This window comes from Proteus vulgaris, assembly GCF_023100685.1.
Lineage (GTDB): Bacteria > Pseudomonadota > Gammaproteobacteria > Enterobacterales > Enterobacteriaceae > Proteus.
The window spans coordinates 3,165,578-3,179,087 of sequence record NZ_CP090064.1; the positions used below are offsets into that span (position 1 = coordinate 3,165,578).

At 38.6% G+C, this 13,510-nt stretch carries 10 protein-coding genes; 1 reads left to right on the plus strand and 9 read right to left on the minus strand.

What is annotated here, in order from left to right; all coding sequences use genetic code 11:
* The first annotated feature begins 2 nt into the window (after window positions 1–2).
* Window positions 3–3,053, plus strand: a complete 3,051-nt coding sequence (locus LW139_RS15160; protein WP_247850154.1) for a chondroitinase family polysaccharide lyase — start codon at window positions 3–5, stop codon at window positions 3,051–3,053.
* Window positions 3,054–5,610: 2,557 nt separating this feature from the next.
* On the opposite strand, the gene LW139_RS15165 is transcribed toward LW139_RS15160, so the two are convergent.
* The 9 genes from LW139_RS15165 to LW139_RS15205 all read right to left on the minus strand — a co-directional run bounded on the left by LW139_RS15165 (window position 5,611) and on the right by LW139_RS15205 (window position 13,505).
* Window positions 5,611–6,672, minus strand: a complete 1,062-nt coding sequence (locus LW139_RS15165) for a glycoside hydrolase family 88/105 protein (RefSeq protein WP_166540619.1) — start codon at window positions 6,670–6,672, stop codon at window positions 5,611–5,613.
* 17 nt (window positions 6,673–6,689) lie between these two features.
* The gene (gene kduD / locus LW139_RS15170) at window positions 6,690–7,445 is read right to left on the minus strand and encodes a 2-dehydro-3-deoxy-D-gluconate 5-dehydrogenase KduD (protein ID WP_109407513.1); all 756 of its coding nucleotides are present in this window, start codon (window positions 7,443–7,445) and stop codon (window positions 6,690–6,692) included.
* A gap of 79 nt (window positions 7,446–7,524) precedes the next feature.
* Window positions 7,525–8,355: a 5-dehydro-4-deoxy-D-glucuronate isomerase gene (gene kduI, locus LW139_RS15175; protein ID WP_109407514.1), complete on the minus strand. Its 831-nt coding sequence runs from the start codon at window positions 8,353–8,355 to the stop codon at window positions 7,525–7,527.
* Window positions 8,356–8,397: 42 nt separating this feature from the next.
* Entirely contained in the window at window positions 8,398–9,567 is a 1,170-nt protein-coding gene (gene nagA, locus LW139_RS15180) for an N-acetylglucosamine-6-phosphate deacetylase (protein WP_247850155.1), read from the minus strand.
* Window positions 9,564–9,998, minus strand: coding sequence for a PTS galactosamine/N-acetylgalactosamine transporter subunit IIA (gene agaF, locus LW139_RS15185; RefSeq protein WP_109407516.1), 435 nt, complete (start codon window positions 9,996–9,998; stop codon window positions 9,564–9,566). The genes nagA and agaF overlap by 4 nt, the downstream gene beginning before the upstream one ends.
* A 101-nt stretch (window positions 9,999–10,099) precedes the next feature.
* Complete coding sequence (locus tag LW139_RS15190; RefSeq protein WP_072069318.1) at window positions 10,100–10,990, minus strand: PTS system mannose/fructose/sorbose family transporter subunit IID; 891 nt, start codon at window positions 10,988–10,990, stop codon at window positions 10,100–10,102.
* Complete coding sequence (gene agaW / locus LW139_RS15195; protein ID WP_069367637.1) at window positions 10,980–11,747, minus strand: PTS N-acetylgalactosamine transporter subunit IIC; 768 nt, start codon at window positions 11,745–11,747, stop codon at window positions 10,980–10,982. Before agaW ends, LW139_RS15190 begins: the two co-directional genes overlap by 11 nt.
* Window positions 11,748–11,795: 48 nt before the next feature.
* Entirely contained in the window at window positions 11,796–12,290 is a 495-nt protein-coding gene (gene agaV, locus LW139_RS15200; RefSeq protein ID WP_072069319.1) for a PTS N-acetylgalactosamine transporter subunit IIB, read from the minus strand.
* A 24-nt stretch (window positions 12,291–12,314) separates the two neighbouring features.
* On the minus strand, window positions 12,315–13,505 hold the full coding sequence (locus LW139_RS15205) for an SIS domain-containing protein (RefSeq protein WP_210813054.1): 1,191 nt from the start codon (window positions 13,503–13,505) through the stop codon (window positions 12,315–12,317).
* Between the last annotated feature and the right edge of the window lie 5 nt (window positions 13,506–13,510).

Consider the following 13,510-nt stretch of genomic DNA (forward strand, 5'->3'; position numbering starts at 1 on the left):
TTATGCTAATAAAAAACCCTTTAGCCCACGCGGTTACATTAAGCCTCTGTTTATCATTACCCGCACAAGCATTACCCTCTCTATCTCATGAAACTTTCGGCGATATTTATCTTTTTGAAAATGAACTACCTAATACCCTTATTACTTCAAATAATAATCAATTATCGCTAAGCAAACAGCATGCTAAAGACGGTGAAAAATCACTACAATGGCAATATCAACCACAAGCAACATTAACGCTAAATAATATTGTTAATTACCAAGATGATAAAAATACAGCAACTCCACTCACTTTTATGATGTGGATTTATAATGAAAAACCTCAATCTTCCCCATTAACGTTCGCATTTAAACAAAATAATAAAATTGCACTAAGTTTTAATACTGAACTTAATTTTACGGGATGGCGAGGTATTGCTGTTCCTTTTCGTGATATGAAAGGCTCTGCAACAGGTCAATTTGAACAATTGGTGATCACTGCCCCAAACCAAGCCGGAACACTCTTTTTTGATCAAATAATGATGAGCGTACCGTTAGACAATCGTTGGGCTGTTCCTGACTATCAAACACCTTACGTAAATAACGCAGTAAACACGATGGTTAGTAAAAACTGGAGTGCGTTATTGATGTACGATCAAATGTTTCAAGCTCATTACCCCACTTTAAACTTCGATACTGAATTTCGCGATGATCAAATAGAAATGACTTCGATTTATCAGCGTTTTGAGCATTATCAGGGAATTGATAGTGATAAAAAAATCACCTCTGACATGCTCAATAAAAATTTAGCACTTTGGGAAAAATTAGAATTAACGCAACACGCTGATGGATCAATCACAGGAAGAGCACTTGATCACCCTAACCGACAGAATTTTATGAAAGTCGAAGGTGTATTTAGTGAGGAGACTAAAAAAGCATTACTTGATACCAATATGCTAAGAGATGTAGGTAAAACGCTTCTTCAAACTGCTATTTATTTGCGTAGTAATTCATTATCAACGACTGATAGGCAAAAATTAGAAGATCGTTATTTATTAGGCACTCGTTACGTTCTCGAACAAGGTTTTACACGTGGTAGTGGTTATCAAATTATTACTCATGTTGGTTATCAAACCAGAGAACTTTTTGACGCATGGTTTATTGGCCGTCATATTCTCGCAAAAAATAACCTTCTAGCGCCCACTCAACAGGCCATGATGTGGTACAACGCTACAGGACGAATTTTTGAAAAAGATAATGAAATCGTTGATGCAAATGTCGATATTCTCAATACTCAATTGCAATGGATGATAAAAAGTTTATTGATGCTACCTGATTATCAGCAACGTCAACAAGCCTTAGCACAACTGCAAAATTGGTTAAGTAAAACGATACTAAGCTCAAAAGGTGTTGCTGGCGGTTTCAAATCTGATGGTTCTATTTTTCATCATTCACAACATTACCCTGCTTATGCGAAAGACGCATTTGGTGGTTTAGCGCCCAGTATTTATGCGTTAAGTGATTCACCTTTTCGCTTAACTACTTCAGCACATGAACGTTTAAAAGATGTTTTGTTAAAAATGCGGATCTACACCAAAGAGGCACAAATTCCTGTGGTATTAAGTGGTCGTCACCCAACTGGATTGCATAAAATAGGGATCGCTCCATTTAAATGGATGGCATTAGCAGGAACACCAGATGGTAAACAAAAGTTAGATACCACATTATCCGCCGCTTATGCAAAATTAGACAACAAAACGCATTTTGAAGATATTAAAGCTGAAAGTGAACCGGTTGGTGCATGGGCAATGAATTATGCATCAATGGCAATACAACGAAGAGCATCGACTCAATCACCGCAACAAAGCTGGCTCGCCATAGCGCGTGGTTTTAGCCGTTATCTTGTTGGTAATGAAAGCTATGAAAATAACAACCGTTATGGTCGTTATTTACAATATGGACAATTAGAAATTATTCCAGCTGATTTAACTCAATCAGGGTTTAGTCATGCTGGATGGGATTGGAATAGATATCCAGGTACAACAACTATTCATCTTCCCTATAACGAACTTGAAGCAAAACTTAGTCAATTACCTGCTGCCGGTATTGAAGAAATGTTGCTTTCAACAGAAAGTTACTCTGGTGCAAATACACTTAATAATAACAGTATGTTTGCCATGAAATTACATGGTCACAGTAAATATCAACAACAAAGCTTAAGAGCTAATAAATCCTATTTCTTATTTGATAATAGAGTTATCGCTTTAGGCTCTGGTATTGAAAATAACGATAAACAACATACAACCGAAACAACGCTATTCCAGTTTGCCGTTCCTAAATTACAGTCAGTGATAATTAATGGTAAAAAGGTGAATCAATTAGATACTCAATTAACCTTAAATAATGCAGATACTTTAATTGATCCTGCTGGAAACTTATATAAGCTCACAAAAGGACAAACTGTAAAATTTAGTTATCAAAAACAACATTCGCTTGATGACAGAAATTCAGAACCAACAGAACAATTATTTGCAACAGCCGTTATTTCTCATGGTAACGCGCCTAGTAATGCAACTTATGAGTATGCGATAGCGATTGAATCTCAAGATAATAAATCCCCCGAATACACAGTATTACAACATAATAATCAACTTCATGCGGTAAAAGATAAATTAACCCAAGAGGAGGGATATGCTTTTTTTGAAGCCACCCAGTTAGATTCAGCGAATGCAACATTATTATCCAGTGATGCACCGGTTATGGTCATGGCTAAAACACAAAATCAGCAATTAACATTAAGTATTGTTAACCCTGATTTAAATTTATATCAAGGTATAGAAAAAGATCAAATTGATCATAAAGGTGATCAAATTGAGGTCAGTGTTTATTCTCGAGATTGGCTTACAGCAGAATCTCAACCAATAAACAGCACTATTACCGTAAAAGGAATATGGAAATTAGCAACACCTCAAGCCGGTGTTATTATTAAGCATCACAATAACAACACTCTTATTTCGACAACAACAATACAGGCAGCACCTATTGTTATTAATCTAGTTAAGTATAATTCATAAAATTTAAACTAAAGAGTCTCGATATGAAACATCGAGACTCTTTTATTATTAAAAGATATTAACGAATTAATTAGTTATTTAAAATAACCAGAAGAAATCGATAAATTTATTATTAATAATAAATGTGTTGTCTCATTTAAATAATTTGTTATTCTCTGCGCGGGTGCTTGGATCAATCTGGTTCAAGCATATCGCAAGCACCAGAAAGAGAAAAGCCCCGGATAATATATTCATATTAACCGAGGCGGACTCAAAAACAGACAATTTGATTCTGCCTCCATTTTTAACGGAGTGCAAGAGGAAATGAAAAAATATTCTTTAATCGGACTAGCGATCGTGACGATGATATTACCAACTCACGTATTATTAGAGCGTAAATATCTTATTTACTCATACCAAACAATGGATATTTAATTATTTAAAATAGCAAAAACAAATCGATAAATTTATTATTAATAATAAATGTGTTGTCTCATTTAAATAATTTGTTATTCTCTGCGCGGGTGCTTGGATCAATCTGGTTCAAACATATCGCAAGCACCAGAAAGAGAAAAGCCCCGGAAAATATATTTATATATTCACCGAGGCGGACTCAAACACCAACAATTTGATTCTGCCTCCATTTTTATCGGAGTGCAAGAGGAAATGAAAAAATATTCTTTAATCGGACTAGTGATCGTGACAATGATATTACCAAGTCATGTATTATTAGAGCGTAAATATCTTATTTACTCATACCAAACAATGGATATTTAATTATTCAGGTTAATATAGCTTTCACTTTATATTAATCTTGTGGGGGAGCATTCCCCCACAGTTTCCGTCTTCAATTATTGTGTGTTTATCTCAGCACCCAAATTTAGAATAAGAGGTAACAGATTATTGTTACCTCTTACTCTATTAACCACACCAGTTAACGAATCAATTAATTATTTAAAATAGCAAAACAAATTGATAAATTTATTATTAATAATAAATGTGTTGTCTCATTTAAATAATTTGTTATTCTCTGCGCGGGTGCTTGGATCAATCTGGTTCAAGCATATCGCAAGCACCAGAAAGAGAAAAGCCCCGATTACGTTATTCAACATTAACCGAGGCCAAATCTTACCCAACAATTTGATTTTGCCTCTATCTTTATCGGAGTGCAAGAGGAAATGAAAAAATATTCTTTAATCGGACTAGTGATCGTGACAATGATATTACCAAGTCATGTATTATTAGAGCGTAAATATCTTATTTACGCATACCAAACAATGGATATTTAATTATTCAGGTTAATATAGCTTTTACTTTATATTAATCTTGTGGGGGAGCATTCCCCCACAATTTCCGTATTCAATTATTGTGTGTTTATCTCAGCACCCAAATTTATAATAAGAGGTAACAGATTATTGTTACCTCTTACTCTATTAACCATACCAGTTAACGAATCAATTAATTATTTAAAATAGCAAAACAAATCGATAAATTTATTATTAATAATAAATGTGTTGTGCTCGATGATTATTTTGTTATTCTCTGCGCGGGTGCTTGGATCAATCTGGTTCAAACATATCGCAAGCACCAGAAAGAGAAAAGCCCCGGAAAATATATTCATATTAACCGAGGCGGACTCAAACATACACAATTTGATTCTGCCTCCATTTTTAACGGAGTGCAAGAGGAAATGAAAAAATATTCTTTAATCGGACTAGTGATCGTGACAATGATATTAACAAGTCATGTATTATTAGAGCGTAAATATCTTATTTACGCATACCAAATAATGGATATTTAATTATTCAGGTTAATATAGCTTTCACTTTATATTAATTTTGTGGGGGAGCATTCCCCCACAGTTTCCTTTTTCAATTATTGTGTGTTTATCTCAGCACCCAATTTTAGAATAAGAGGTAACAGATTATTGTTACCTCTTACTCTATTAACCACACCAGTTAACGAATCAATTAATTATTTAAAATAGCAAAAACAAATCGATAAATTTATTATTAATAATAAATGTGTCGTCTCATTTAAATAATTTGTTATTCTCTGCGCGGGTGCTTGGATCAATCTGGTTCAAGCATATCGCAAGCACCAGAAAGAGAAAAGCCCCGGATAATATATTCATATTAACCGAGGCGGACTCAAACACAAACAATTTGATTCTGCCTCCATTTTTAACGGAGTGCAAGAGGAAATGAAAAAATATTCTTTAATCGGGCTAGTGATCGTGACAATGATATTACCAAGTCATGTATTATTAGAGCGTAAATATCTTATTTACTCATACCAAACAATGGATATTTAATTATTCAGGTTAATATAGCTTTCACTTTATATTAATTTTGTGGGGGAGCATTCCCCCACAGTTTCTTTTTTCAATTATTGTGTGTTTATCTCAGCACCCAAATTTATAATAAGAGGTAACAGATCAGCGTTACCTCTTATTATATTAAAAATAAAAAAGCCGACCTTATTTTTTGGTCGGCATCCTAGATAGGAAAATATTGCGCGGAAGGCATGTGAAGCGCAAGAAAAACAACAAAGCGTCAATATCAAAGCGCTAGCAATTTTACAAAAGATTTAAAACTTCACTTCCTGCCAATAAATAAGCACCAGCACCATAATCCATATTATGTTCAAACTTCACTTCACGAGGGTTAAATGCCGGAAGTTGAACCCAACCTATCATGCCATTGTCATGAATACAGGTTTGTAATGCTGACCATGCTCTATTTAATGCAGGAAAATACACATCTTTCTCTAATACTCCCTGATTAATTCCCCATGCTAATCCGTAACAAAATAGCGCTGTTGCTGAACTTTCTGGTGCAGGAAAATTATCAGGATCGAGTAAACTTGTTCGCCAAAAACCATCTTCATGTTGATAATCTAGGATGGATGTCGCTAATTCTTTAAACAGTGCAATATAACGCTCACGATCATGATAATCATCAGGCATATATTTTAAAATACGCGGTATCGAAGCTAAGACCCAACCGATACCACGGCTCCAAAATACTTTTTCACCATTAGCTTCGCGTAATTCATTACCTTGACCATCAGGAATATAGCGATGATCACGGAAGATAAGCCCTGTTTCAGGATCACGTAAATGGTCAATCGCATCCCAATAAGCTGTGTGCATATAATCTAAATAACGTCGCTCATTGGTAATTTCAGCTAATGCAGCAAAGCCTGGAGGCGCCATAAAGAGTGCATCACACCACCACCAATCCTCACGACCGCGTTTTGGCTCATTAAGCATAATATCAAACGCTTTGATTGTTGGTTCAACCACTTCAGATTGTTCAAAAAGCGGGCTAATAGCCAGATAAGCTTGTGCACAAACATGATCATCTGCAAAACGTGCGTTGGGGCCTGTTCTAAACCCAGTATGTAAAGTGTAATTCAACACACCATTGAGATACTCTTCATCTTGTGTTGCCTGCCATGCTGCACTTACACAACTCCATAAAACACCACGTTCCCAGTCGGTATCTTTAATAAAACGGGTTTTACCACTACGGCGACGAACACTGCGAACTTGATTAGCCGATTGATAACGATACACTCGCTTCATGTTTTTTAATACAAGCTCTCTTTGCAAAGTATCTGTATTAGCGTGTTCCATCCTATTTCTCCATGAAATTAACGAGCTAACCAACCACCATCAACCGCAATGGTGTATCCATTAACATAATCACTGGCTTTAGACGCTAAGAAAATAGCAGGACCTGCAACATCTTCGGGAACACCCCAGCGCCCTAACGGAATTCTCTCTAAAATAGCCGCATTACGTGCATCATCAGCACGTAGGGCTGCAGTGTTATCTGTTGCCATATAACCAGGAGCAATTGCATTGACATTAATATTGTATTGAGATAATTCCGTTGCCAATGCACGGGTTAATCCCATGACTGCAGATTTACTTGCTGTGTAGGAAGGTACTCGAATACCTCCTTGATAAGAGAGCATAGAAGCAATATTAATTATCTTTCCACCGTCACCTTGTTTTACAAATTGGCGAGCTACTTTTTGAGATAAAAAAAACAATGTTTTCTGATTAATATCAATCACATCATCCCAATCTTTTTCACTAAATTCTAAAAGGTCTTCTCGACGAATAATCCCTGCATTATTCACCAAAATATCAATACGTCCCATAACAGAAACAGCTTCATCCACCAGCGCTTGTAACCCATCTTGTTTCATTAAATTTTGTGTAATGTAATGAAAACGACGACCTAATGCTTCCACTTGCTGACGAGTTTCAGGCGCATCTTGAATGCCCACCCCCACAATATCTGCGCCCGCTTTGGCTAAACCAATAGCCATACCTTGGCCTAAACCTGTATTACAACCAGTGACAATAGCAATCTTGCCATTTAAATCGAATAAATTCATAGCAGTAACCTCTCAGGTGTGGCTTTATTGCCACACCTTTTTTATAAGTAGGGTAAGAAGAAAATGTAACTATTTGTGGTTATTTCAGATCTTTCATTGCCACATGATCCATATCGTGGAAGACTTGATTTTCACCAACCATTCCCCAAATAAAGGTATAAGATGCAGAGCCTACACCTGAGTGAATTGACCAGCTAGGGCTGATGACGGCTTGTTCATTGCGAACAACCAAATGACGAGTTTCCGTTGGTTCTCCCATATAATGGAACACCACGTTATCATCTTTCATATCAAAATAGAGATACACTTCCATGCGACGCTCATGAGTATGGCAAGGCATGGTATTCCATAAACTACCTGGTTCAAGAACTGTCATCCCCATGGATAATTGGCACGTTGGCAGAACTGAAGGGTGTAAGAATTTATAAATAGTACGAACATTACAATTTTCTGCATTACCAATTTTTTCTGGTGATGCTTGTTGCTGCGTTATTTTGCGTGTTGGATAAGTATGATGAGCTGGCGCACAGTTCATATAAAAACGAGCTGGAGTTTCCATATTATCACTCATAAACTCAACACTTTTAGCCCCCATTCCAATATAAATGGCTTCACGAGGACCAATATCAAATACTTCTCCATCAACAACCACTTTACCAGCGCCACCAATATTAATGGCACCTAACTCACGTCTTTCTAAAAAGAAATCAACGCCTAAGGCTTTACCCGCCATTAATGCTAAAGGCTGTGTTGTAGGAACAATACCGCCAACAATAATACGATCTATATGGCTATAAGTGAGATTCATTTCCCCTTCACAGAATAGGTTCTCTATCAGAAACTCCTTGCGAAGTCCTTCTGTATCAAGCCTTTTAGCATGTTCACTATGAATTGGCTGACGAATTTCCATTATAAATACCTCATTTTTACTGATGGGTGCATAACTGAAAAGCTATACATTTTCCCCGGATACAGAGTAAATATGATTTCCTCTGATGAATGTATCGGTGAGATGAAAACACTCATCCACCACAGCAAAGCTGGCTTGTTGCCCTACTTTGATATAACCCAATTTGTCGCCGATACCGAGATACTCAGCTGGGATCGCAGTCGCCATTTGTACAGCTTCCCACTCAGGTATGTGCGCAAGTTGCACCATATTTCGCAATGCACTATCTAAGCTACAGGTACTCCCAGCCAAAGAGCCATCTGCTGTTTTGGCCTGGCCTTGAGTAACACTCACTGTTTGAGCACCCAACGTATAATCACCATCAGGCAACCCACCTGCACGCATGCAATCTGTAATTAACGCGAGTTGCTGGTAACCTTTCATGCGATACGCTAATTGCATCATCACGGGATGAACGTGAATGCCATCGGCAATCAATTCTGCTAATACATCGTGATATAACACGGCACCACAACATCCAGGCTCACGGTGATGAAGTCCCGTCATACCGTTATACAAATGCACACCACAATCAGCTCCATGTAAAAAAGCATCTGAAGTTTGCTCGTAAGTTGCCGCTGTATGCGCCACACTTGGTTTAATACCTCGATTGACCAACCAATCAATCGCTTCTATTGAACCTTGTGCTTCTGGCGCAACAGCGACACGCAATAATGTGTCACCTGCACTTTCAAGCAGTGTTTCTAACTCTGATATTGTTGGTGCTTTTAGATATTTCACTGGGTGAGAGCCTCGATGGCGTTCGGTAAAATAAGGCCCTTCTAAAAAACTCCCAAGCAACAACGCACCGGACATTTGTGGCTTTGATAAAAACTCACGTACTTGTGATAATGCGAGGCGAATATCATCTATAGGCGCAGTAACTGTTGTACCAACCCACGCTACAACGCCTGTTTTCACTAAAGCATCAGCAATGGTTTGCAACCCTTGTTCAGTCGCATCCATGACATCTGCACCTTCACGACCATGAATATGGATATCCACAAAACCGGGTAATAATGATTTCCCTTTTAGGCGAATAATGGGGCAATCTGTTGGTGCTTGCGAGGTGATCGATTCAATGACATCGCCCCTAACACAGACATAACAGAGATAACGAATTCCTTCAGGCGTAAACGTTCTATCTGCCAAAATGGCGTATCGCTGACTCATAAGCCGTCTTCTTCATCAGTATCATTGCTGTCTATTTGAGCCAATTGCTCACGAATATCTTGAATACTGTCTTGACCTATTTCGCGTAACGTTTGCACTAACTCTGACGTTGAACATCCTTCTCGTTCAAAGGCCGCATTAACAATCATCGGTAGATTCACACCCGCTAACACTTCAACAGCAGGGTTCTGCATCATAATGGCCATTGCCCTATTACAAGGGGTTCCACCGGGTAAATCTGTTAAGAATAGATATTGCTGACATGACATTGAGTTAATCGCTTCACGCATTTTTTCTTCAAGTTCATCAGGAGAAATTGACTCAACAAAATCGATAAATGCGATATCTTCTTGCTCGCCAGCAATCGCTTTTACGGCTGATGCCATACCTGAAGCAAAATTAAGATGTCCTGAAACAATAAGACCTATCATGAGTGTGACTCCTTGCGGGCAACAGAAGACTCTCCTGCCCGTTTATAGCAAGTTAATAATGTATTTCGATTGACGATAACGACGGTGGTAAAGGCTCTCTGTTATAAGAATCCTAATACGTGGCCGACAACACCAAATGCAAGAGTTGAGAAAATCAATACCGGAGGTTTTCCCCAAAAGCCGGTGCTTTTTACCATTTTGTACATCAGGAAAACTAAGCACAGAGGCAGTAAATTCGGCATGATTTTGTCAAAGAGCGCGCTTTGCAATTCGACCACCTTTCCTCCCAGCTCTAACGAGGCGGTGGTTTGCACCTTGATAAAGGTCGCGGAGAGCGCCCCAATGACAAAGATCCCCATAATATTGGCGGCTTTAGCCAGTTTTTCAGTGGCATCACTCATATTGACCATCGCAGCAGTTCCCGCGCGATAACCCATAAACATCAGCCCGAAATACACTAAAAAGTGCACAATTTGATATAAAAAGAAGAAAACAAAAGGTCCCGCAATCGAGCCTTCCATTGCAATAGATGCGCCCAATGCTAATGTAAGTGGCATTAAGGTCATATGATCGATAGCGTCACCAATGCCCCCTGTTGGCCCCATTCCTGCTACTTTCATCACGTTAACAGTTGATGGTTTTTCTTTGTTTTCTTCCATTGCAACAGCTGTACCTAATAAAAAGGTAAACAGCTTAGGACTGGCATTAAAAAATTGCAGATGGTTTTTCAGTGATGTTGCATAATCGCGTTTATTATTCCCGTGGATCTTCTTTAGTGCCGGAATAATTGAGAAGGCAAATCCACCGCCTTGCATACGTTCAAAGTTAAAGTTACCTTCCATAAATAACCCTCGGAACGCACACTTCCAAAGATCACCTTTAGTGATAACTTTTCTGACCGTAGTATCTTGGTACTCATCAATGCCATCAATCAAAGAACCCGTTTCTGGTTTATCTTGTGTTTTCAATGCAGTGCTGTTATCAGATACCATCTTCGAAATCCTCATTTTGCTGACTTGTATTTTTGTTATTACCGCTAAAGAAGAAGTAGAGTGCAGCGGCTGATGCGCCTAAAATAGCGACCGCCATAATTGGGAGTTTTAAATAGGTTGTCATCACGAAACCAATGAAGAACACACCAGCAACTTCTTTTGACCACATGATTTTCAACAACATTGCGAAACCAATAGCCGGAACCATCTTCGCGCCAATACCTAGACCTTCAAGCAACACTTTCGGGGTATTATCATCAATCCACTGGGCCGCATGTTCACCGAAATAGACCGTTACGAAGGCAACTAATGCGTAGAGTAATGAACGTACTATAATCGTGATAATCAGTAGCCGTGACACACCACCAGCATCGGCTCTTTCTGCGTATCTATCGGCTTTTCCCATAGTGAACGCAGTCATTGCAAAGAAGCCAATCACCAACATTTGCATTAACACCGCAATTGGCATACCAATACCCATAGCAACTTCAGGTGATTGATTTGTCATTACTGCAAAAGCAACCGCAGCAATAGTGCCTAATGTTACATCTGGTGGCTGAGCACCAGCGTTAGGAACAAGTCCTAACCAAGCAAGTTCTAATGTTGCCCCTGCAATCAATCCAACCTGCATATCGCCCATAATCAGCCCGACAACAGGCCCTGTAATTAATGGACGATGGATATTTAATGCAACGTCATACTTATCTATACCGCAAAAGAAGGCCCATAAAGCCACTAAAGAAGCTTCAAAAATCATAAATAATCCTCAAACCTGCTAATGCAGGTTTTTTTATTCAGAAATTTATCAAGCAGATGCGAGTGTTAATACATCAACAGGTGTCTGATCGGGAGTGTTTTGAATTGTGCAAGTTACCCCATTTGCAACAAGGCGTTTAAATGCATCAATATCGGTTTCATCAACGGATACTGTTTTTGCAATTTGGCGTTTCCCTTCATGAAAATGCATATTGCCAACATTGCAGTGAGTAATGGGCACGCCACCTTCCACTAAACGGGCAACATCTTTCGGGTTATTACACAACACAAAAATTTTCTGACGAGGTGATGCTTTGCTAATAACATCAATGGTTTTTTGAATAGAGAAGAAGCGAACAGCATATTCACCACCTGCTGATGCTTTCATTCCAGCTTGCATGAATGCGGCGTTTGGGCCTTCTGCTGCGTCATCATTAGCCACTAAAATCAGGTTTGCTTCTGTATGTTTTCCCCATGTAATGCGGATTTGACCATGGAGTAAACGTTCATCAATGCGGGTCCAGACAATATTCGGTGTGTTCATGATTAGCTCTCTTATTATATTTTATTAATTTAAAGCAGACTGTGTGTCGTCTTTTTTGTATGAGAACGGATAAATAGTGACGCCTTGTACAACACGATTGATTTCTCCTGTTGGAGACGGGTTATCAGGCGTATTCCCTAGTGCAATGGAACTGTGAAATGCGAATGATTGCGCCAACATCAAGTAAGGGAACAATAGCGCCACATCAGAACAGTTCTCTAACGCAGGAATATAAACAAAACTCTCAGGCGAAAAAGCTTTATCATTTCGTGCGGTGATCGCGATCACCTTGCCTGATGCATTATCGTGAATAACCTCTCGTAATAAGTCAGTCTCATATTGACGTGTATAAGGATCATTAGAGAAAAACATCACCACTAAAGTTTCTTTATTTACGATAGACTTAGGCCCATGTCGAAAACCTAATGGAGTATCAAAGCTCGCAACCACTTTACCCGCTGTAAGCTCTAACATTTTCAACGCAGCTTCTTGCGCTAAACCTTGCAATCCACCACTTCCTAGATAAATAACCCGTTTAAACTTACCCGCGTATTTATCCCGAATAATTTGATTCGCTTTATTAAACTGTGCTTTATAGTGACTAAAAAAAGGTGCAATAGAATCACTAAAGACGTTATCTCCTAAAAAGATAGTCACTGCAGCCATCATCATGGATGAAAAGCTAGAAGTCATTGCTAAAGAACGGTCATTGGATTCTTCAGGCATCAACAATGCCAATGCTCTACTGTTATTTTGGCAATACTGATAAAGCTTGCCATTTGCATTACATGTCAGTACTAAGTGATGACACTGAGATAGACATTCAGTCGCAACATCTAACGCCGCCACACTTTCAGGGCTATTCCCTGAACGCGCAAAAGAAATTAATAACGTTGGGATGTCTTCTGCTAAATATTCTTGTGGATCAGCCACTAAATCGGTTGTTGCAATAGCATCTACTCGACGTTTTGTATGGCCACTTAAAATAGGGGCTAATGCTTTTCCAGCAAATGCGGACGTACCAGCACCTGTTAAAATAATTCGTGCATGAGGCGCTGCGAGCGCTTTATCTAAGAAGGCTTCAATATCAGCACGTTTCTCTTTTACTGATTGCCATGTTTTCTTCCAACATTCTGGTTGTTGCTCAATTTCTTTCGCAGTCCAAAATGCATTCAGTTGCTCTAATTTAGCGGTCTGATAGCTTAAATATTCCATGGTTT